We start from the raw sequence: 21,993 nt of genomic DNA on the forward strand, positions 1-21,993 counted from the left end.
TTATATCCAGTATCTCAGCAACTTCCCCCAAACTCTGAAATTGCAGACTACACAATATCGTGTGGGTGAGACAAAACTGCATGTCAGTTTTGAACAACGCTTGCGTTGGCCCGAAGGGCGAGTGTCAGAATGATACGAGTAACCTGCGTTCAGGTTCGAGCCGAGCGAAGCGAGACAGCAACGCGCAGCGTTGACCCGAAGGGCGAGGCCAGGGGCCGAGTAATCCCGCACGACCCACCATTCTCTTCTCCTTCTCCCTGTTATACCTTCCAAGTAAATATCATTTATACTTCTCATTCCAGAACCCCAAAACAGATCTCTATAACCCTCTACTATCCTTTCTGCCACTCAACTTTTCCCCATATTTAACTCTATTAAACATTTTTGCCATTTTGAGACAATATCTGGCGACTTTTAGCAAAATATTGAGTATTTTGTTTAGGATAAAAAACAAACCAATCTGACTGGCAGCCTGAAAGACATTGTGGCTCCGGAATCACTGGCAATAGAGATGTGAGCGATGAGCGAAACTTTTGATGTAAATGCAGCGATTTATCCTTTCCCTGCGCGGCCTGTCCCGCTGGATGTGGACCAAAAAGCCTTTTATCGTGAGAAAATTAAAACACTGCTGAAGCAACGCGATGCCGTGTTAGTCGCTCACTATTATACCGACCCTGAAATTCAGGCCTTGGCCGAAGAGACCGGCGGTTGTGTTGCTGACTCCCTGGAAATGGCGAGATTCGGTAACAACCACCCTGCGTCAACTCTGTTGGTCGCTGGCGTTCGTTTTATGGGGGAAACGGCTAAAATACTCAATCCCGAAAAGCAAGTATTGATGCCAACCCTCAATGCTGAATGTTCGCTGGATTTAGGCTGTCCGGCTGATGAATTTGCCGCATTCTGCGACAGTCATCCTGACCGCACTGTCGTGGTGTATGCCAATACCTCAGCGGCGGTGAAAGCCCGAGCTGATTGGGTGGTAACTTCCAGTATCGCGGTAGAGTTAATCGAACATCTCGATAGCCTGGGCGAGAAAATAATATGGGCACCGGATAGGCATCTTGGAAACTACGTACAAAAAAGGAGTGGTGCCGATGTGCTGTGCTGGCAGGGGGCTTGTATCGTTCATGACGAGTTTAAAACCCATGCACTAGCCCAAATGAAAGCATTACATCCCGATGCCGCGGTGTTGGTTCACCCGGAGTCGCCACAAGCTGTTGTCGATATGGCGGATGCGGTAGGTTCAACCAGTCAGTTGATCATGGCGGCAAAAACATTGCCCCAGAAAAAATTGATCGTCGCAACGGATCGGGGCATTTTCTATAAAATGCAGCAGGCTTGTCCGGATAAAGAGTTATTCGAAGCGCCCACTGCTGGCGAAGGTGCAACATGCAGAAGCTGTGCACATTGTCCGTGGATGGCGATGAATGGCCTTAAAGCGATTGCTGAGGGGCTGGAGCAGGGTGGTGTGATGCATGAGATACATGTTGATGAACAATTGCGTCAGCAGGCGCTGATACCGCTAAATCGTATGTTGGACTTTGCCAACCAGTTGAAGTTGCAGATCAAAGGCAACGCCTAAACATTTCATACTGACGACAAAGCCAAATGAAGGGGAGTCGTGCCGTTCGGGTCGTAGCGACGTTAGTCGCCGGAGTACCCGTAGGTGCGGTAACCCCTTCACTCCACAAGCTAAAAAGCAGATGTATTAACAGCAAAAGGATAGCCAGATGGATTTCTTGAGTACCAGTAACATATTGGTTCATATTCCGCTGGGTACAGGCGGGTATGATCTTTCATGGATAGAAGCAATTGGGACGTTGTTCGGGTTGTTATGTATCTGGTTTGCCAGCAAAGAAAAAATCATCAACTATTTATTCGGTTTGATAAACGTGACGTTGTTCGCGGTGATTTTTTTCCAGATCCAACTCTATGCCAGCTTGTTGCTACAGCTGTTTTTCTTTGTAGCCAATATTTATGGTTGGTATGCCTGGAGCAAACAAACGCCTGATAACCAAGCGGAATTGAAAATTCGTTGGCTATCTTTGCCGAAAGCATTGGCTTGGGGCGTGGTATGTGTGGCGGGTATCGCGTTGATGACGTTGCATATTGATACGGTATTTACCTGGCTGACCCGCGCAGCAGTTGCCGTTATGCAAGGTTTGGGGGCCAATGTCCAAATGCCGGAGTTGCAGCCAGACGCTTTCCCATTCTGGGACTCCACTATGATGGTCTTATCCATCGTGGCGATGATTTTGATGACCCGTAAGTATGTTGAAAACTGGCTAATTTGGGTGGTTATTGATGTCATCAGTGTGGCAATTTTCGCCTACCAGGGCGTTTACGCCATGGCGCTGGAATACGTGATACTGACGCTGATTGCACTCAATGGTTCTTGGTTGTGGATTAAGAGTGCGGCACGAAACCAGTCCCGCCCACTGTCTACCCAGAGTAATTAGTATTTCGGTCCAATAGCGGTTGCGGGAAATGTCAGTCAGGCGAGGTGCTATAAAGCATTCGCCTGACTGATAGCATCAATGGTGATGATGGTGATGATGGTGATGATGGTGATGATGGTGCTCTCCGGCATTGGTGGTTTGACTCATGCCGCAATCAGGCGCTTCGCAACGTTGGTACTCCATCTGAATGGTGGCATGACCGATATGGTAATGATGTAGTAGATGGTGCTGAATGCGTTGCAGCAACTCATCATTGTCTTGCGGTGGGATTACCTGCACATGCAGTGTCATCAGCCGTTGCTCACCGACTTGCCATAAGTGGACGTGATGGACGTCCCGCACCTCATAGATGCTGGTGCAGAGATCTTTGCGCAACTTATTGATATCAATCTCCTGCGGTGCGCCCTCTAATAGCTCGTGAAAACTTTCTTTCAGCAGCCGCCAGGCACTGCGCAACACCAACACCGAGACTAATACCGATAAAATCGGATCTATGGGTGTCCAGCCGGTGGTCAGGATCACTACGGCTGCCACGATAGCCCCGACGGAGCCTAATAAGTCACCCATAACATGCAAGGCTGCGGCTCGCACATTGATATTCTTTTCTTCCTCGCCACGATGAAGTATCCAGAAGCAGAAAATATTCGCACATAATCCCGCTATGGCGATGATTAACATCGGCACACCCATCACCTCATGCGGGGTAAAGAAACGCCGAACCGCCTCCCAAAAAATCAGCACGACAATCAATAATAAAGCTGCGGCGTTAACAAACGCGGCCAGCGTGGTGAGACGCAAATAACCAAAGGTGTGGCGTGAGTCCGGTTTCCTCTGTGAGAAATGCACTGCCATCAATGCGATAAATAATGCGGCAGAATCGGTCAGCATATGTCCGGCATCGGCCAGCAGCGCCAGCGAGCCAGATAACCAGCCGCCAATCGCCTCTGCCACCATAAACAGAGTCGTCACAGCGAAAGCTATCAATAGGCGCTTGCTGTTGCCGTCTTGTGGGAAAAACGATGTTGCAGACATATTTATCCTTCAATGGTAAAGCTGAACACAAAACGAGAACTATCTATCTATGTTAGCCCTGATAGGATTTCAATCAATGATTGATGCATATTATAGATAACAGCGATGTTGTTGTTTATCTGTACGGCTCTCCTAATGCGATAAAGTAGATTTACAGCATCCAATTCACCAGTTAGATTGGTTCAACTAGATTAATACAGACAGATGTTGTGCGATGATCGTCACAAGACTTAATGGAAGCGCTATGAATTACCTGAATGATGACCTACGGATTAAAGAAATTAAGGAACTCCTGCCCCCAGTCGCCCTGCTAGAGAAGTTTCCGGCCAGCAATAATGCTGCAGAAATCGTCGCCAAGACCCGTGCTGCGATTCACAACATTTTGCGCGCTCAGGATGATCGCTTGTTGGTGGTGATTGGCCCATGCTCCATTCACGATACTCAGGCGGCCAAAGAGTATGCAGCTCGCTTGCTGACATTGCGTGAAGAGCTGCAAGGCGAGCTTGAAGTGGTGATGCGGGTCTATTTTGAAAAACCGCGTACTACGGTAGGTTGGAAAGGTCTGATTAACGATCCGCATATGGATGGTAGCTACGACATCAATGATGGTCTGCGTATCGCACGTAAGTTGCTATTGGATATTAATGAGAGCGGTTTACCGGCTGCGGGTGAGTTTTTGGATATGATCACCCCGCAGTACCTGGCCGACCTGATGAGCTGGGGAGCGATTGGTGCCCGTACCACGGAATCTCAGGTTCACCGCGAGCTGGCTTCTGGCTTGTCTTGCCCGGTTGGTTTCAAAAATGGTACCGATGGCACTATCAAAGTTGCTATTGATGCTATCAATGCTGCCAGTGCGCCACATTGTTTCCTGTCGGTGACTAAATGGGGTCACTCAGCGATTGTTAATACCGCCGGAAACGATGATTGCCATATCATTTTGCGTGGTGGCAAAGAGCCGAATTACAGCAGCACCCATGTTGCTGCGGTGAAAGAGGGGCTTAGCAAAGCTGGCCTGGAACCACAAATCATGATTGATTTCAGCCATGCTAACAGCTGTAAGCAATTCAAAAAGCAAATGGAAGTGGGAACGGATGTTTGCCGTCAGATTGCTCAGGGCGAAAAATCCATTATGGGTGTGATGATTGAAAGTCATCTGGTCGAAGGTAGTCAGAATCTGGAAAGTGGCGACCCCTTAACTTACGGCCAAAGTGTCACCGATGCTTGTATTGGTTGGGAAGATACAGAGGCGTTGTTGCGCCAGTTATCAAATGCAGTCAAAGCTCGCCGCCAGTAGGCTATCGTCCTTGCCATTTTGAATTTGGGCCAATAGCTGGTTAATAAAAACCCCCGACATCTGAGATGTTCGGGGGTTTTTTAATGCGACTAATCAGTGATGATTACTTTGCTTTACCCTGATTGGCAACCGCAGCAGCTTTAGCCGCGATTTCATCAGCGTTACCCAGATAGTAGTGTTTGATTGGTTTGAAGTTTTCATCAAACTCATACACCAATGGCACACCTGTTGGGATGTTCAGCTCAAGAATTTCTTCTTCGTTCAGATTATCCAGATATTTAACCAGTGCACGCAGAGAGTTACCGTGGGCGGCGATAATAACGCGCTCACCACTCGCAATGCGTGGTTTGATCACTTCTTCCCAGTAAGGGATAACGCGTTCGATAGTCAGAGCCAGGCTTTCAGTGGTTGGCAGCTCTGCATCGGTTAATTTTGCATAGCGTGGGTCATGGCCTGGGAAGCGCTCATCACTTTTATCCAGTGCTGGAGGGGTGATGGCAAAGCCGCGACGCCACAGTTTAACTTGTTCGTCACCGTATTTAGCCGCAGTTTCGGATTTATCCAGACCTTGCAATGCGCCGTAATGACGCTCATTCAGTTTCCAGGTTTTTTCCGTTGGAAGCCAAGCCTGATCCAGTTCGTCCAGGATGCTCCACAAGGTATGGATAGCGCGTTTTAATACTGAGGTGTAGGCGAAATCAAAAGTAAAACCTTCATCTTTCAACAGCTTGCCAGCTGCTTTTGCTTCGGTACGGCCTTTCTCAGACAAATCAACGTCATACCAACCGGTAAAGCGGTTTTCGTTGTTCCATTGACTTTCGCCGTGACGTACCAGAACCAGCTTTGTTACTGCCATAGTTCGAACTCCTCAGATGACTAATTTATACCCGCCATACTTCGAGCTGCATGTGCGTTAGCTGCTTTCCTGCAACTCGAATTATTTAGAGTATATTCAATGATAACTATTATCATTATATTGCTGGATTGCCGCAGACAGCAATCGTTTGTGTTTAACCATAGCCAATTTTTTATCATAAGGTAAGGCCAGAGGTCGAATCGATTCCGCTATATCTATAACCAATTAATCTATGGGATATTAAATACCCCATAGGACTCGGGAGATTAAGCGGCTTTCTTCAGGCAGGTACTCATAAAGGTTTTCCGCGCGTCACCTTTTAATTCTTTGGTTGCCGCCTCGGCATTACAGCTTTTCATTTTCTGCTGCTGTGGGGTCAGGGCTTTCTCGTCAGGGTGAACTTGTGCTTTTAGGCACTGACTCATAAATTTCTTTCGATCATCACCTTTCAGGGATTGGGTTGTCGCTTGCTGGTTACAATCAGTCATTTTTTTCTGTTGCGCGGCTTGAGCCGGTGAAGGGGTTTTTGCTGTATCCGCCGCCATCACATTCACACTGAGCAGCAATCCGGCTGAGAGTAATAAAGTCGTTAGACGCATAGGAATTCCTTAGATAATATTTGGGGCCCTGAAAGGGCGGGTAACAGGTGGCACTGACGCCTGACAGATGCAGTTAAGCGTAGATGGTAGCGCTGAATATGGGTAGTTATCTCAGATGAATAGAGACTGCCGCCGCAGCGGCAATCCGCTATAACGCAATGAAATGATAAACGGTGGTTGCGCGGTAGGTTTTCCCCGGTTTTAGCCAGCAATCAGGTTGTGGCCATTCAGGGTGATTAGGGCTATCAGGTAAGAATTCACTTTCCAGTGCGACACCGGTGTAGCTGGCATAGGTTCCGCCATTGCGCGCAGGTGTGCCGCCGAGGAAATTGCCGCTATAGAGCTGCAATGCAGGTGCTGTGGTGTAAACGCTCATTTGCACCTGATTATCAGAGGACCACAGATGCGCCGCCGGGCTTTCGGTCGCGCCACAGGTGCGATGCAGCAGATAGGCATGGTCATAACCCTTAACTCGCTGCTGGCAACGGTCTTGCAGGAAGTCGCGTGCCAGCGTTTTCGCTTGACGGAAATCCATGCCGGTTTTTTCAACACTTTCTAGCCCAGCGGTGGGTATTCCATCACTGTCGACCGGCAAATAACGGTCAGCAAACAGCTGTAATCGATGCGCCCGCACGTCTCGCCCATCGCCATCGAGATTAAAGTACGCATGATTGGTCAGGTTTACCGGGCAAGTTTTATCAACCTGAGCCTGGTAGTGAATTTCCAGCCGATTATCCTCGGTCAGCAGATATTGCACTTCGGCGGTGAGATTACCGGGGAAACCCTGATCACCGTCAGGAGAGTGCAACTGATAAGTGACCTGCTTTTCATCCTGTTTCACTTTTTGCCAGCGGCGGGCATGGAAACCTTCCGGGCCACCATGTAGTTGGTGATGGCCTTGATTGGGTATCAGATGAAGCGTTTCGCCCTCCACCGTGATCTGTGCATTAGCAATACGATTGGCATAACGGCCAACTGTCGCGCCGAGATAAGCCGCTTGATGCAGATAATCGGCCGGAGTTTGGCAGCCCAGCAGCAACTCACGGTTTTCGCCCCCTTTGAGCGGCAATATTGCCGATAACCAGGTTGCACCCCAATCCATCAGTGTCACGCTCATGCCGGTTTTATTATGTAACTCGGTCAATTCAAAGGGGTGACCATCCGGTGCTAACTGGTCAACACTGCTTGATGATGCAGCGTCGTTTTTCAGCATAAACCCGCTCCTTGTGAAGCCTGACAAACGTAAAAGGTTTCAGTTCTGCCGCCACTGTAGGCTGGATATTGCTGCGCTACAGCCGCACGAACTGGCTCGACGAGCGAATTTGGCATGAGCGCGACAATACAGCCGCCAAAGCCACCGCCAGTCATACGAACACCACCTTGCTCCCCAATAACCGATTTCACAATATCCACCAGGCTGTCGATCGGCGGAACTGTGATCTCGAAATCATCGCGCATTGAAATATGAGACTCGTGCATCAATTGTCCCATCAATTTCAAATTGCCAGCCGCCAATGCATCAGCCGCTGCCAGAGTGCGCTCATTTTCAGTAATCACATGGCGAGCACGTTTCGCGACCACAGGATCTAACTCATCCTGGATGGAGAAGAACAGGTTAGGATCAACATCGCGCAGGGCTTTCACCCCAAAGAAACGCGCAGCGGTTTCACATTGCTGGCGACGGGTGTTGTATTCGCTATCAACCAAGCCCCGTTTTACATTGGAATTGATTATCACCACCGCCACATTTTCTGGCATGGGGACGGCGCGAGTTTCAAGTGTGCGGCAGTCGATCAGTAGCGCATGGTCTTGCTGGCCGAGTGCTGAAATCAGCTGGTCCATGATGCCGCAGTTGCAGCCGACAAACTGGTTTTCAGCTTCCTGGCCATTGAGTGCCAGTTCCACACCACTCAGAGGTAACTGATAGAGTGATTGTAGCGCCTGGCCGACGGCGACTTCTAAAGAAGCCGAAGAGCTCAGGCCAGCGCCTTGTGGAACATTGCCGCTAATAACCAGTGAGGCACCGCCAAAATCGGCATGACGCAGTTGCAAGTGTTTTACCACACCGCGCACATAATCAGCCCAGCGGTATTGCGCATGGGGGACAATTGGTTCATCCAGAGAGAATATATCTTGCTGATTGTCATAATCAGCCGCAATAACATGTATCTGGCGGTCATCGCGTTTGCTGCAACTGATGACGGTTTCATAATCAATGGCGCAGGGCAGCACAAAGCCATCGTTATAATCGGTATGCTCGCCGATAAGATTGACGCGGCCCGGCGCTTTGATAGTGATATCAGGGTTATGGCTAAACTGTTGGCGGAAAATGGCCTGGGTATGCTGTTTTAAACTCATTATTTGACTCCGGCTTCTCGATAATGGACATCACTTACTGCCCGCAGGTGTTCAGCCGCCTGTTCCGCTGTAAGGTCTCGCTGGGTTTCGGCCAGCATTTCATAACCCACCATAAATTTACGTACCGATGCAGAGCGCAGTAATGGCGGATAAAAATGTGCATGTAGCTGCCAGTGTGTATTGTCCTCCGCGTTATAAGGTGCGCCGTGCCATCCCATGGAATAAGGGAAAGAACATGAGAACAAATTGTCGTAGCGGCTGGTCAGTTTTTTCAGTGCAATAGCCAGGTCGTGGCGCTGTTCATCCGATAAATCTTCTAAGCGCAGAACATGAGATTTTGGTAGCAGCAAGGTTTCAAACGGCCACGCCGCCCAGTAGGGCACCACGGCTAACCAGTGCTCAGTTTCAACCACTGTTCTGCTGCCATCACGGCGCTCACGTTTGGCATAATCGAGCAGCATCGGCGATTGATATTGTTGAAGATATTGCTGTTGCAGGCGGTCTTCCCGTGCAGCTTCATTGGGCAGGAAGCTATTCGCCCAAATTTGCCCATGCGGATGGGGGTTCGAGCAGCCCATAGCTGCACCTTTATTTTCAAACACTTGTACCCACGGGTATGTTTTACCCAACTCGGTACTTTGTTGTTGCCAGGTCTGGATGACATCTTCCAGCGCTGCCAGTGTTAGCTGCGGCAAGGTTTTACTGTGATCCGGTGAAAAGCAAATGACCCTGCTGGTACCGCGTGCGCTCTGGCTGCGCATCAAGGGATCATCACTTTGCGGTGCAGCAGGGGTATCCGGCATCAGCGCGGCAAAGTCATTGGTAAACACATAGGTTGAGCGGTAATCAGGGTTGACGTCACCCGTTACCCGGGTATTACCAGGGCATAAGAAGCAATCCGGATCGTGCGCCGGCAAACTCTCGGTCGAAGGCGACTCTTGCTGGCCTTGCCAGGGGCGCTTGGCCCGATGAGGCGATACCAATACCCACTGATCACTTAATGGGTTATATCTGCGGTGTGGATGATCCACAGGGTTAAAATCAGTCATAACAATACCTTAATCGGGATAGCCCTGAGGATTCTGTGATTGCCAGCGCCAGGTGTCAGCCGCCATTTCGCCCAACGAACGGCTGACTCGCCAGCCCAGTTGTTGCGCGGCTTTGGTGGGATCCGCCCAATAAGCCGAAAGATCGCCGTCACGACGCGGTGCAAAATGGTAGGCCAGTGGTTTGCCACAAGCTTTGCTGAATGCTTCGACCACTTGTAAGACACTGTGACCGACACCCGCACCTAAATTGAAAATATGTACGCCAGGTTGATTGTGTAACTTTTTCATTGCGACAACATGGCCGTCAGCTAAATCGACCACATGAATATAGTCCCGTACCCCAGTGCCATCAGGGGTTGGATAGTCATTGCCAAATATTGCCAGTGATTCACGACGGCCTACGGCAACCTGTGCAATAAACGGCATCAAGTTGTTAGGGATGCCCTGTGGGTCTTCCCCCATCAATCCTGACGGATGGGCTCCAACCGGATTGAAATAGCGCAGAATGGTCATGTTCCATTGTGGATCAGCCAGTTGCATATCTTGCAGGATTTGCTCAACCATTAATTTGCTGCGGCCATAGGGGCTGGAAGGCGAGCCGGTTGGGAAGCTTTCGACATAAGGAATTTGCGGCTGATCACCATACACGGTGGCGGATGAACTGAAGATAAAGTTTTTGACTTGAGCAGAGCGCATCGCTTCCAGTAAGACCAAAGTACCATAGACATTATTATTGTAATATTCCAATGGCTTACTGACGGATTCGCCGACAGCTTTCAAGCCAGCAAAATGAATAACTGCATCAATAGAATGAGTGGCAAATATCTTATCGAGTAAGGCGCGATCACGGATATCCCCCTGATAAAATTCAGGTGTGTAACCGGTCAATTGATCTATCCGGGCTAATACGCTGGATTTGCTATTACAAAGGTTGTCGAGGATCACTGGCGTGTGGCCAGCTTCAATCAATTGCACACAGGTATGGCTACCAATGTAACCGCTACCACCTGTTACCAGAACGTACATAAAAGACTCCTCGAATGACTTTTGTCTAAGAAAGATAGCATGCCATTATGTGAGAAAAGGTGATCTGTGCTCAATAATGGAATCGTTTACATTTAATTTTATCGTAGCTTAAACTCTGTGAAGGTATAAATACAGGGGAATGAACAATGATAGGCAAAAAAAGGAGAGAAAACTCAGGTATGACAAAGATAACCACAGTGGTAGCGTTCTCATCCATTCATTTAGCAGGAATGTCCTGCTAATGACACGCTATGGCCCGATACCAGTGAATCAAATGGTATCGGGTCTTGTCAGTAAAAATCAGTGGGCGGAATAAAGCGGGTAGGTAAAGAACAGCAAGTGCATTAAATTCAGACCGAAATGGAATGCCACGGCAACCCACAAACGGCCACTCCATAGCCATGCTAAGCCATAAATAACTCCCGCCAGAGCAGCGAACACCATTAACAGCGCGCCACCGGCAAAATGCGCGGCACCGAATAACAGCGCGGTAAGCAGCAGTGCTGGATAGTTCCCGATGCACTGACTTAGGCGTTGCTGTAAATAACCACGGAATAGCGCCTCTTCGGCCAGGCAAACAAAAAATATGTTGGCCATAATAAAGGAGCCAACCCATGACGGAGTGTGCATTTCAACTTTCAAACCGCCTAGCGCGACCGCCAGCAGTAACAAGGCAGGGATACTGACAATCAAACCTAACCAACTGAACCCGCTAACTGAGAGATGCTTTTTGGCAACAAACAAGGTGGGGAGGCAAGCGAGTAAAATAAAGGGAACCAATGCCTTATCAAGATTGTAATACATGGTGAAGGGGGCGCTCAGTGGCCCTACTTTTACGCGGTCTAACACTTTCAAGTTGTTAAAACCAGGAATCAGGTGCAGGAATAAGGCAACAGCGGCGAGTACCAAAAGCAATTCTAATCCGGCGGCCAGCCATTTCTGTTGACGATATTTATTTAGTAGCAGCGCAACCACCAGTGTCAGCAACAGAAATGCCGCCGAGGGTAATGTCAGAACACCGTGATAAAGGGCAATTGATAAGGATAAAGCCAAGAGAAACAGGGAAAGTACCCGGTTAATTGATAAGAAAAGCAGCGATGCCGCAAGTACGCCCCACATAGGTCATCCTTTGTTTATGTAGCTCTACAATATTCGAAGTCAGATAACTCAAACCATTATCTTCCGCCAGCCTTAATAAGGGCTGACGGTTGGAATAATAACATAGGTGGTTGGGCATAAACTTCAGGTAAATGGGGTCAACCTTTCATTATTTTTAGATAAATAAAATAGATAATTCTGATACATTCAACCGGATAATTTTTCCTGCTGATATTGATAAATATCGCCATCAGGAATAAAGGTTAGCCGGTGGGTAATGCATTGCGGCGCATCTTCTGCGTGGTGAGACACAAACAACAATTGTGTCTCACCCTCACTGATCATCACATCAATAAAACGACGCACTAACAAGCGGTTAAGTGGATCTAATCCTTGCAATGGTTCGTCGAGAATCAGTAGTGCAGGGTGTTTTACCAGCGCTCTGGCGATCAGGGCCAAACGCTGTTGCCCCCACGATAAGCTATGGAAAGGCTGATCGGCGGTCGCGGCAGAAAACCCCAGTAATGCCAGCCATTGATCGGCAAGTTGTTGTTGCCGGTCTGATACGGCCTGATAAATACCAATTGAATCGAAAAAGCCCGATAAAATCACCGTGCGCAGATTGGTACTGACACGGTAATCCAAATGCAAACTGCTGCTGACATAACCGATATGGCGCTTAATATCCCAGATGGTTTCCCCACTGCCACGACGGCGGCCAAACAGTGTTAAATCATTACTGTAACCTTGTGGATGATCACCTGTGATTAGGCTGAGTAAAGTTGATTTCCCAGCACCATTCTGGCCGATAATCTGCCAATGCTCGCCTGGATTCACCTGCCAACTCAAGTTATGCAAGATAGGGCGTTCATTGTACTCCACCACTCCATTTTTCAATACAATCAGAGGATTGTCTTGCGATAAATGAACTTGCTGCTGTGGATTTTCTGTTTCTGGCAGTAACAATCCCTCAAGATTTTCGCTGTGGGCCAGTTGAGCAATCAGTGCTTGGGAAAGGATCTGCTGACGCGGGCCAGTGTGGGTCAATTGGCAATCCGCGAGTACGCCGACGTATTGCACAAAATCGGGAATATCATCAAAGCGGTTAAGCACCAAAACCAGTGTGACACCGTGCGCTGCAAGTGTGGACAGCATGCCGGCTAACTGCGCACGGGCGGCCACATCCAAACCATCAAACGGCTCATCCAGAATCAGCAAGTCGGGTTGAGGCATCAGTGCCCGGCATAACAATGTCTTGCGGGTTTCACCGGTCGAAAGATACTTAAAGCGGCGGGAGAGCAAATGACTAATGCCAAATTGTTCTGCCAGTTGCTGGCAGCGTTGCGAATCGCTGAATTCTTCCTGGATGATTTCGGCTGTGGTGCGCCCGGTGTCATCTTCATCGGCGCTGAGTAAATCGGTGTTATTACGCTGCCACTCTTCGCTGACTAACTGTTGCAGTTGCTCGAAAGACAAACGCACAATATGGTTGAAATTGCTCTGGCGACTGCCACCAAGCAGGATAAGTTCTCCCGCTAAAGCCTTGGCCAGCGACGATTTACCACTGCCATTGGCACCAACAAATGCCCAGCTATCCCCTGACTGCTGCTTACCACCAGAAGAGATACGTAACTCTGGCAAGATGAGTGTCCGGGTGTCGCTCAGACGAAAACAACCTTGCGTTATTTGCAATTCAGACATCATCTTTCCCATATTCTGCAACACAATAATAGGTGTAGGAATAGGCGGGAAGGGGCAAAATGTCAACAGGTAAATGCTTATCTAAGACTGCTGACAAAGTTAAATGAAGGGGAATCGTGCCGTTGGGGTCGTAACGGCGTAAGCCGTCGGAGTGCCCCTAGGTGCGGTCACCCCTTCACAAACTGAACTATAAATAGCTTTGCTATTAACCTCAGGTAAATGCTTATCTACGGTTGATAACTAACGTGAATTACTCAACACAGTGTGGCGATGATGACCCGATCAGCATTGAACTGGGCAATAACATCACTTCCCACGCGCAAATTCAGTTTGTGTAATTCGCTATTATTCTGTGTCGAGCAGAGACTGGCTCCACCTGCCAGCGTCACGATAACCTCACTGTGTTCATTGCCCGGCTCGATACTACTAACGGTGCCCGGCAGCGAATTATCCGCTGCCCCCGCGAGCGCTTGATCAGTGATAAGTTTTATCCAGGGCGCTTTGATCAATGCCAACACTTCTTTACCCGCTGCCAATTGTAACCGGTCGGCACTTTGCTGGGTTATCGCCGCAGATAAGCGAGTTTTCCTATCGGATAACAGAATATTGACGTGTTGCTGAACCTGCTGATGGTCACGCTCAATGACGGTGCCGAAGAATTGATTACGAGCGCTGGTTTGCAGTGAAAAACGAGAAATTGCGGCCAACAAGCTATCCAGTGGCATTGAGTCGTCTTTCAGAGTATCAAAGGCTTTTTGCTGAATCTGCGCCAGCAAATCATAGAGCTGAATTAAACGCTCGCCATAGCGAGTCAGAAAAGCACCGCCGCCACCTTTGCCACCCGTTGCCCGCTCGACTAATATTTCTTCAGCTAATGTATTCATTTCATTGATGGCATCCCAGGCGCTTTTATAGCTAATCCCGGCGAGTTTCGCGCCCTGACTGATTGACCCGGTATTTTGTATTTGTTTCAGTAATGAGATACGTCGTGGATCGGCAAACAGTCGCTGCTGAAGTTTTAAAGTGAGTAGGATTTCGGCCTGCATGATTTTTAGCTCCAGCGGGAAACGCGTATTGTGACTCAACAATCGATGTATATCCAATGAACATCAAGTGCGTAGCGCTAAAGCCCCAATCGCACGTTTGGCAGGTTACATTCTTTTCGTGTGGGTTAGAATAACTGCATTCATTCATTGCTTATATAATTTACACAGAATGATATCTATTGGTTATTGTGATAACGTGGGTTATCGCTCTATAAAGTAGTTATGAGAGGTTAGTATGTTAGATCTTTTGAAAAGCCTGCTTTTTGCTGTGGTCATGGTACCCGTAGTGATGGCAGTGATTTTGGGCATGATCTATGGGCTGGGTGAGGTGTTTAACATCATCTCTAAAACGGGTCACACGAAAGAACGCTCTTAATGAGATAACTGCTGTTTCTGACGCGGTTGTATTCACTTCATAAATGCCTGGCGGATTAACGCCGGGCATTTTCGTTTTTATCTTTTGCTTCATTATCTTCACTTCTGCTGTGACAACTCAAGATACCTCACATCTAGCCGATAAATTACATGACCTGCCCATGATGTTACGTTATATTTCAGCGTATATAGCGGTATCACTCATGCGGAGAACAAGATGAAGAATCAATACGGTAAAGTGAATAAATGGGTTGCGAGTGCGGTGTTGCTGGCAGCATTTTCCAGTTCTGCCATGGCGGCAGATATCACAGTTTTCGCGGCTGCCTCTTTGACCAATGCGCTGCAAGATATCGCAGCACAGTATAAGAAAGAGAAGCAAGTTGAAGTGGTGGCCTCTTACGCATCATCCTCCACTCTGGCTCGCCAGATTGAGCAGGGTGCCCCGGCGGACTTATTTATCTCTGCTGATCAACAATGGATGGATTATGCCATTGATAAGCAACAAATGGTCGCTAATACCCGCTTTACCCTGTTAGGTAATGAGTTAGTATTGATTGCGCCAAAAGACAGCAAAATTACCAAAGTCGAGATTGATAAAAAAACAGATTGGAAGAAATTGTTAGAAGGTGGCCGTCTGGCGGTTGGCGATCCTGATCATGTTCCTGCCGGGATTTATGCCAAAGAGTCACTGGAGAATTTAGGTGCCTGGACAACTTTAGCCCCAGAAATGGCACGAGCCAATAACGTGCGCAGTGCTATGGCACTGGTCGAACGGGCAGAAGCGCCGCTGGGTATTGTCTATGGCTCAGATGCTATAGCCAGCGATAAAGTGAAAGTTGTGGGGGTATTCCCGGCAGCAAGTCATAAGCCGGTTGAATACCCAATGGCAATTGTTAAAGGTCATGAAAATCCTACCGTTACTGCTTTTTATGATTACCTGAAAAGCCCGGCAGCGGCTGTTATTTTCGAAAAATATGGATTTACCACACGCTAATGATATTGAGTGAGTATGAGTGGCAGGCCATTATTCTGAGCCTGAAGGTTTCCGGTGTGGCGGTGGTGTGCAGTTTGCCGTTAGGTATTTTGATGGCGTGGATTTTAGTGCGCTGCCGTTTCCCCGGGAAGTCTTTGTTAGATAGTGTTATTCACTTGCCACTGGTGCTGCCGCCAGTGGTTATTGGTTATTTGCTGTTGATAAGCATGGGCCGACGCGGTTTTATTGGCGAGTGGCTTTATAGCTGGTTTGGCATTAATTTCAGTTTCAGTTGGCGTGGTGCGGCATTGGCCTCGGCGGTGGTGGCTTTCCCGCTGATGGTCAGGGCAATTCGTTTGGCGTTAGAGGCAGTTGATACCCGTCTGGAACTGGCGGCGCGCACCCTTGGAGCAAATCCGTGGCGGGTGTTTTTCACTATCACGCTGCCGCTTTCTTTACCGGGTGTGATAGCCGGCACGGTACTCTCTTTTGCCCGTTCGCTGGGGGAGTTTGGTGCCACCATCACTTTCGTTTCCAATATTCCCGGCGAAACCCGCACCATTCCATTGGCTATGTACACCCTGATTGAAACGCCCGGCGCTGAAGCGGCGGCGGCAAGGTTATGTGTTATCGCCATTATTCTGTCGCTGGTTTCTCTGTTGTTGTCTGAATGGCTGGCCCGTTGGGGTAAAAAGCGCATGGGGGTACCATGCTAGAACTGGATTTCAGCCAACAACTGGGTGATTTGCATTTACAAGTGAGCACTAATTTACCCGCCCAAGGTATTACCGCTATTTTTGGATTATCGGGGGCTGGTAAAACATCGCTGATCAATGTGATTGGTGGTTTGACTCGTCCGCAGCAAGGCAAAGTTGTGCTTAATGGCCGGGTGCTGGTGGATGCAGAACAGAATATTTATCTGCCACCGGAAAAACGGCAGGTAGGTTATGTCTTTCAGGATGCGCGTTTGTTCCCCCATTATCGCGTAATGGGTAACTTGCAATATGGTATGAACCCGTCAATGCGCGGGCAGTTTGATACTATTGTAGGATTACTGGGGATTGAGGCGCTATTAGGGCGCTTCCCGTTAACCCTTTCTGGTGGTGAAAAACAGCGGGTAGCAATTGGCCGTGCCTTGCTGACCGCCCCTGAGCTGTTGTTGATGGATGAGCCTTTAGCCTCACTGGATTTGCCGCGCAAACGGGAACTGTTGCCGTATCTGGAACGGCTGGCGCAAGACGTCAATACACCGATATTGTATGTCAGCCACAGCATGGATGAGATTTTACGTTTGGCGGATCAAGTGGTGGTGATGGATGCAGGTAAAGTTCGCGCTGTTGGTGGCCTGGAAGAGGTGTGGGCCAGTAGTGCATTGCGTCCGTGGCTGCAACGGGAAGAGCCGAGCAGCATTTTGCGGGTGAGTGTCATTGGTCATCATGACCGTTACGCGATGACGGCACTGGCATTAGGCGACCAGCGGCTATGGGTCGGAAAGCTGGAGGCGCAAGAGGGCGATTCAATGCGTATCCGGATAAATGCGGCCGATGTCTCATTGGTATTACAGCCCCCGCAAAACAGCAGTATTCGCAATATTTTGCCCGCTAAAATAGCCGAATGCCTTGAAGTTGATGGGCAGGTCGATGTCAAACTGGCTGTTGGCGACCAATGGTTATGGGCAAGAATTACACCATGGGCGCGGGATGAACTGGGGCTGAAACCCGGTCAGTGGGTATACGCACAGATAAAAAGTGTGTCGTTTAATCGTAAGAATTGAGAGATATAAACCTCTACAACTCGATCTTAAGTGGTGAGGATAGGCAGAAGAGTAAAGCGTCCGCGCCAGGACGGCGCGGCTCGAGCCCCCAGGGAAGGGTTTACGGCGTCTTTACGATCTGCCTGTCTTCACCGCTGCGAGCTTTTTTTAACAAACTCGATTATGCCAGCACATGCTGGCGGATAACTGCAGCAATGCCCGGTTGTTCATTATCGGCAATCACCAGATCGGCCCGTTGTTTGATGGCATCAGCGCTGTTGCCCATCGCCACACCTAAACCGGCGCTCTCAAGCATGCTCAGGTCGTTAAAATTATCACCAAAAGCGACCACATCTTTCATGCTCAAACCTTGAGATTCAACCCATTGTTGCAGGCGCATCCCTTTGCTGTTCCCAGCTTGGGCGATATCCACCTGATCATGCCACGACCATTCACATGCCAGCCCCATTTCATCTTCTACTTTGCTCGCAAATGTTTTTAGCTGGTCGATATCAGCATGGGAGGTGGCAAATTTCCAAATAGCATTGGCGCTGTGGGCGGCATCTAACAAGCTATCGACATGAAGCAGGGTCGGGCGTTGGGCAATGGGTAATGATTCGGCCCAATTGAGGGAGCGCACGACATGTCCGCTACTCTGTTGATAAAGCATCGCATCGTCGACATACATCAGCCCGTGGATATCACTTTGCTCTAGCAACTGTAATACCTGAACCGCCTGCTGAGGTTCTAATGGGTTGGAGTCTAAAACTTTTTTGGCTTGATAATCATATATGTAAGTGCCATTACAGCAAATTGCCGGGGTATCGAGTTCGAGCGCCTGATAAAACGGATGAATCGCCACATGATGGCGGCCCGTGACGACCACAACCTTGGCTCCTCCAGCGCGGGCTTGCGCCAGTGCGGACAAAGATTCTGGCAAAATACGTTTCTTGCTGTCGAGCAGCGTTCCATCCAAATCCAATGCAATAATACGGTATGTCATAGTGATGCTAATCCCAAGGCGAGAAATAATATGCTTGAATAGTATTTTCTGATGGTACACCGGATAAGCCGTTGATTAAACCTGACTGGGGTTGGTCAGCATCATTAGTTTTAAAATGCGCGATGGTAGACCTGCTCAGTCAGGTAAGCTAGGGTATCAATCATGCGTTAATAAAAAATAGTGTTGCCCAACAAGCTCGACTAAGGAGTAAAAATGAAGCAAGTGGTTTACGTGGCAAGCCCAGACAGTCAGCAGATCCATGTCTGGCAATTAGGTTCCACCGGTGAATTAACCTTACTGCAAACGGTGGAAGTACCGGGCCAGGTGCAGCCGATGACAATCAATCCGAACCAACGTCATCTGTATGTTGGCGTTCGTCCTGATTTTGGCATCGTCAGCTATAACATTGCCGATGATGGCACCTTGACTGCCGCCGGTATGGCGCCGTTGCCAGGTAGCCCAACTCATATTGGTACGGATCTGCAAGGCCGTTTTCTGTTCTCTGCTTCTTACAGTTTCAACTGTGTCAGTATCAGCCCTATTGATGAGCACGGTGTGGTGCAAGCGCCTATTCAGCAACTTGATGATCTACCCGCGCCACACTCGGCAAATATTGACCCAACCAATCAAATCCTGCTGGTACCTTGTCTGAAAGAAGACAAAGTGCGCTTATTTGATTTGAGCGCTGAGGGCAAATTGACGCCACACGCGCAGGCGGCTGTGACGGTTGCCGCTGGTGCAGGCCCGCGTCATATGGCTTTCCACCCTAATCAGCAGGTGGCTTATTGTGTCAATGAGCTGAATAGCTCGGTTGATGTATACCAAATCAGCGATAACGGCCAAGAATATAAGATCATTCAAACATTAGATGCTATGCCTGCTGGCTTTACAGACACCCGTTGGGCGGCTGATATCCACATCACGCCAAATGGCCGCCATTTGTACATTAGCGACCGTACTGCCAGTCTGTTGGGGATTTTTAGTGTTTCTGAAGACGGGCGTGAGATTGCGTTGGTTGGACACCATCAGACTGAAGCCCAGCCGCGCGGTTTTAATATTGATCACAGCGGTCAGTTCCTGATCTCTTCCGGCCAGAAATCTGATCATATCGCAGTGTATCGTATCGATCAGCATAGCGGCGAGTTGACAACCCTCCACCGCTATCCGGTTGGGAAAGGCCCAATGTGGGTCAGCATTGGTACACCAAGGGTGTAAATGATCAACTTAACGGCCTGAAAGGGCCGTTTTCATATTAAATAGTTATGAAAATCCATGTCCATTTAGCAATCAGGATGATTGCGGGTATACCCCTAAGGGGTATAGTATAATGAAAGGAATTTATGACGGACATTTTTCTCAGCCAAGGTTTTGCCTCTTTTACCCGAAAAGAAGGGATTGTTGATCAGGATATAAAAGATGCTGTTTCCGAGATGGATAAAGGTCTTATAGATGTCACTCTGGGAAATGGCCTTTACAAGAAACGTATCGCCAAAAAGGGGCAAGGTAAGCGCAGGAGTTATCGGGTTATTATCGCATTTCGAAGTGGTAAAAACGTATTTCTGCTGTATGGGTTTACCAAAAATGAACGGGATAACATAAACATAAAAGAGTTATTGGCGTTCAGAGCATTAGCAAAAGTCTATTTTAATTTTACTGAGGGCGACCTGCAAAAATTGGTTGCCAGTAACAAACTACGTAAGGTGTGCCGATGAGTAAAATTTTGTCTTCAATCCATCAGGAGATACAAAGCCTGCATGAAGCCGGTTTTGTCGATACGGTAACAATGCAAGACTTTGATGCCCAATGTATTGAGCCAGTAAAAAATTATTCACCGAATGATATTAAAGCGATAAGGGAGCGAGAAAAGGTTAGCCAACCTATTTTCGCGCTCTATCTTAATGTCAGCAAAAAGGCAGTCCAAAAATGGGAGCGGGGTGAAACCATTCCCAGTTCTTCGGCCCTAAAATTATTATCCATCGTTGATAAACGCGGTTTGCAAATATTGGCTTAAAGCACAAGGTTAACTGTGATTTTCCACCGCACCTGCCACCGCATCGGTCAGTCGGGTTAATGCTTCTGACGAGATAATATAAGGTGGCATCAGGTAAATCAGCTTACCGAAGGGCCTGATCCATACCCCTTGTTCAACAAAACCGCGTTGCAGGCGAGCGACGTTAACCGGTTCCTTCATTTCCACCACCCCGATAGCCCCTAATACCCGCACATCAGCCACGGCCTGATGTTTTATCAGCGGTAACAATGTTTGTTTCAATTGAATTTCGATGGAAGCCACTTGCTGTTGCCAGTGATTCTCTGCCAATAGACTCAGGCTGGCCGAGGCCACTGCGCAAGCTAGCGGGTTTGCCATAAATGTCGGCCCATGCATAAAGCACCCGGCATCACCGTTACTGATGGTTTCTGCCACTTTTCGGGTGGTCAGTGTGGCGGATAAGGTCAAATAGCCACCAGTGAGTGCCTTACCTAAACAGAGAATATCCGGCACGATTTGCGCGTGTTCAGAGGCAAAAAGTTTGCCGGTACGGCCAAATCCTGTGGCGATTTCATCAGCAATCAACAAAATATTATATTGATCGCACAAAGCCCTGACCTCGCGCAGATAGGCGGGGTGATAGATACGCATCCCTCCTGCGCCTTGCACTATTGGCTCCAAAATCACCGCCGCAATATCACCGGCGTGCTTTGCTATCATCGCAGCAAAATCGGTGATGTCTTCCGGGTTCCATACCTCATCAAAGCGGCTTTGTGGCGCGGTGGCGAACAGATTTTCAGCTAAATAACCTTGATACAAACTGTGCATAGAATTCTGCGGGTCACACACTGACATCGCGCCGAAGGTATCGCCATGATAGCCGTGGCGCAGGGTCAAAATCCGCTGCCGCCGTTCCCCTTTGGCCTGCCAGTATTGCAATGCCATTTTCAGTGCAACCTCGACTGCCACCGAGCCAGAATCAGCCAGAAACACGCATTCCAGCGCCGGCGGGGTCATGGCGACCAGTTGTTGGCAAAGTTTCACCGCTGGCGGGTGGGTAATACCGCCAAACATCACATGCGACATCTTATCCAACTGCTGATGTGCCGCCTGATTCAGTGCCGGGTGGTTGTATCCGTGAATCGCCGCCCACCATGAAGACATGCCATCAATCAGACGTCGGCCATCGGCCAGTTGCAGCTCAACACCTTCGGCGGCAACTACCGGATAGCAGGGCAGTGGGTCAGTCATTGAAGTGTAGGGATGCCAGATATGGCGTTGATCAAAAGCCAGGTCAGAAGGTGTCATGAGAATGAGTTGTAAACCAAAATGATTCAAGAATGGTTGACAGTATATCGAGTTTATTTACACTGACGAC

At 48.7% G+C, this 21,993-nt stretch carries 22 protein-coding genes and 1 other RNA gene; 11 read left to right on the forward strand and 12 right to left on the reverse strand.

Annotation, left to right across the window (positions count from 1 at the left end; all coding sequences use genetic code 11):
- Positions 1-118: 118 nt before the first annotated feature.
- The 3 genes from HU019_RS01305 to pnuC all read left to right on the forward strand — a co-directional run bounded on the left by HU019_RS01305 (position 119) and on the right by pnuC (position 2,459).
- Positions 119-240, forward strand: a non-coding RNA gene (locus tag HU019_RS01305) — RtT sRNA.
- A gap of 280 nt (positions 241-520) precedes the next feature.
- Entirely contained in the window at positions 521-1,582 is a 1,062-nt protein-coding gene (nadA, locus tag HU019_RS01310) for a quinolinate synthase NadA (protein WP_174848318.1), read from the forward strand.
- A gap of 148 nt (positions 1,583-1,730) precedes the next feature.
- The gene (gene pnuC / locus HU019_RS01315) at positions 1,731-2,459 is read left to right on the forward strand and encodes a nicotinamide riboside transporter PnuC (RefSeq protein WP_174848319.1); all 729 of its coding nucleotides are present in this window, start codon (positions 1,731-1,733) and stop codon (positions 2,457-2,459) included.
- Positions 2,460-2,534: 75 nt separating this feature from the next.
- Here the strand turns inward: pnuC and zitB are convergent, their stop codons facing one another.
- On the reverse strand, positions 2,535-3,491 hold the full coding sequence (zitB, locus tag HU019_RS01320; RefSeq protein ID WP_174848320.1) for a CDF family zinc transporter ZitB: 957 nt from the start codon (positions 3,489-3,491) through the stop codon (positions 2,535-2,537).
- A gap of 244 nt (positions 3,492-3,735) precedes the next feature.
- Between zitB and aroG the strand changes: the two genes are divergently transcribed.
- The gene (aroG, locus tag HU019_RS01325) at positions 3,736-4,788 is read left to right on the forward strand and encodes a 3-deoxy-7-phosphoheptulonate synthase AroG (protein WP_174848321.1); all 1,053 of its coding nucleotides are present in this window, start codon (positions 3,736-3,738) and stop codon (positions 4,786-4,788) included.
- 103 nt (positions 4,789-4,891) lie between these two features.
- Here aroG and gpmA read toward each other — a convergent pair whose 3' ends face one another.
- The 9 genes from gpmA to modE all read right to left on the reverse strand — a co-directional run bounded on the left by gpmA (position 4,892) and on the right by modE (position 14,521).
- The gene (gpmA, locus tag HU019_RS01330) at positions 4,892-5,644 is read right to left on the reverse strand and encodes a 2,3-diphosphoglycerate-dependent phosphoglycerate mutase (protein WP_174848322.1); all 753 of its coding nucleotides are present in this window, start codon (positions 5,642-5,644) and stop codon (positions 4,892-4,894) included.
- A 266-nt stretch (positions 5,645-5,910) separates the two neighbouring features.
- A complete protein-coding gene (locus tag HU019_RS01335) occupies positions 5,911-6,243 on the reverse strand; it encodes a PsiF family protein (RefSeq protein ID WP_050075077.1) in 333 nt (110 codons plus the stop codon).
- A 148-nt stretch (positions 6,244-6,391) separates the two neighbouring features.
- Positions 6,392-7,456 (reverse strand): galactose-1-epimerase, encoded by a 1,065-nt coding sequence (galM, locus tag HU019_RS01340; protein ID WP_174848323.1) that lies wholly within the window; start codon positions 7,454-7,456, stop codon positions 6,392-6,394.
- The gene (gene galK, locus HU019_RS01345) at positions 7,450-8,601 is read right to left on the reverse strand and encodes a galactokinase (protein WP_174848324.1); all 1,152 of its coding nucleotides are present in this window, start codon (positions 8,599-8,601) and stop codon (positions 7,450-7,452) included. The genes galM and galK overlap by 7 nt, the downstream gene beginning before the upstream one ends.
- Positions 8,601-9,650: a galactose-1-phosphate uridylyltransferase gene (gene galT / locus HU019_RS01350; protein WP_174848325.1), complete on the reverse strand. Its 1,050-nt coding sequence runs from the start codon at positions 9,648-9,650 to the stop codon at positions 8,601-8,603. The genes galK and galT overlap by 1 nt, the downstream gene beginning before the upstream one ends.
- Before the next feature lie 9 nt (positions 9,651-9,659).
- A complete protein-coding gene (gene galE / locus HU019_RS01355; protein WP_174848326.1) occupies positions 9,660-10,676 on the reverse strand; it encodes a UDP-glucose 4-epimerase GalE in 1,017 nt (338 codons plus the stop codon).
- A 300-nt stretch (positions 10,677-10,976) separates the two neighbouring features.
- On the reverse strand, positions 10,977-11,795 hold the full coding sequence (locus HU019_RS01360) for a CPBP family intramembrane glutamic endopeptidase (protein ID WP_174848327.1): 819 nt from the start codon (positions 11,793-11,795) through the stop codon (positions 10,977-10,979).
- Between the two features lie 186 nt (positions 11,796-11,981).
- A complete protein-coding gene (modF, locus tag HU019_RS01365; RefSeq protein WP_174848328.1) occupies positions 11,982-13,475 on the reverse strand; it encodes a molybdate ABC transporter ATP-binding protein ModF in 1,494 nt (497 codons plus the stop codon).
- A 254-nt stretch (positions 13,476-13,729) separates the two neighbouring features.
- Positions 13,730-14,521, reverse strand: coding sequence for a molybdenum-dependent transcriptional regulator (gene modE / locus HU019_RS01370; RefSeq protein WP_174848405.1), 792 nt, complete (start codon positions 14,519-14,521; stop codon positions 13,730-13,732).
- A gap of 235 nt (positions 14,522-14,756) precedes the next feature.
- Between modE and HU019_RS01375 the strand changes: the two genes are divergently transcribed.
- The 4 genes from HU019_RS01375 (at position 14,757) to modC (ending at position 17,643) form a co-directional block, all read left to right on the forward strand.
- Positions 14,757-14,897, forward strand: a complete 141-nt coding sequence (locus HU019_RS01375; RefSeq protein WP_005158974.1) for an AcrZ family multidrug efflux pump-associated protein — start codon at positions 14,757-14,759, stop codon at positions 14,895-14,897.
- Positions 14,898-15,113: 216 nt separating this feature from the next.
- Positions 15,114-15,890, forward strand: coding sequence for a molybdate ABC transporter substrate-binding protein (modA, locus tag HU019_RS01380; RefSeq protein ID WP_174848329.1), 777 nt, complete (start codon positions 15,114-15,116; stop codon positions 15,888-15,890).
- Complete coding sequence (modB, locus tag HU019_RS01385) at positions 15,890-16,585, forward strand: molybdate ABC transporter permease subunit (protein ID WP_032815392.1); 696 nt, start codon at positions 15,890-15,892, stop codon at positions 16,583-16,585. The genes modA and modB overlap by 1 nt, the downstream gene beginning before the upstream one ends.
- On the forward strand, positions 16,579-17,643 hold the full coding sequence (gene modC, locus HU019_RS01390; protein ID WP_174848330.1) for a molybdenum ABC transporter ATP-binding protein ModC: 1,065 nt from the start codon (positions 16,579-16,581) through the stop codon (positions 17,641-17,643). Before modB ends, modC begins: the two co-directional genes overlap by 7 nt.
- 160 nt (positions 17,644-17,803) lie before the next feature.
- On the opposite strand, the gene HU019_RS01395 is transcribed toward modC, so the two are convergent.
- The gene (locus HU019_RS01395) at positions 17,804-18,625 is read right to left on the reverse strand and encodes a pyridoxal phosphatase (protein ID WP_174848331.1); all 822 of its coding nucleotides are present in this window, start codon (positions 18,623-18,625) and stop codon (positions 17,804-17,806) included.
- Between the two features lie 213 nt (positions 18,626-18,838).
- Between HU019_RS01395 and pgl the strand changes: the two genes are divergently transcribed.
- From pgl to HU019_RS01410, 3 genes are all read left to right on the forward strand, one after another.
- Positions 18,839-19,840: a 6-phosphogluconolactonase gene (gene pgl, locus HU019_RS01400; protein WP_174848332.1), complete on the forward strand. Its 1,002-nt coding sequence runs from the start codon at positions 18,839-18,841 to the stop codon at positions 19,838-19,840.
- Positions 19,841-19,965: 125 nt separating this feature from the next.
- Positions 19,966-20,337, forward strand: coding sequence for a type II toxin-antitoxin system RelE/ParE family toxin (locus HU019_RS01405; protein WP_174848333.1), 372 nt, complete (start codon positions 19,966-19,968; stop codon positions 20,335-20,337).
- Complete coding sequence (locus tag HU019_RS01410; protein ID WP_174848334.1) at positions 20,334-20,636, forward strand: helix-turn-helix domain-containing protein; 303 nt, start codon at positions 20,334-20,336, stop codon at positions 20,634-20,636. Before HU019_RS01405 ends, HU019_RS01410 begins: the two co-directional genes overlap by 4 nt.
- Before the next feature lie 9 nt (positions 20,637-20,645).
- On the opposite strand, the gene bioA is transcribed toward HU019_RS01410, so the two are convergent.
- The gene (bioA, locus tag HU019_RS01415; protein WP_174848335.1) at positions 20,646-21,923 is read right to left on the reverse strand and encodes an adenosylmethionine--8-amino-7-oxononanoate transaminase; all 1,278 of its coding nucleotides are present in this window, start codon (positions 21,921-21,923) and stop codon (positions 20,646-20,648) included.
- Between the last annotated feature and the right edge of the window lie 70 nt (positions 21,924-21,993).

This window comes from Yersinia artesiana, from assembly GCF_902726545.1.
GTDB lineage: Bacteria > Pseudomonadota > Gammaproteobacteria > Enterobacterales > Enterobacteriaceae > Yersinia > Yersinia artesiana.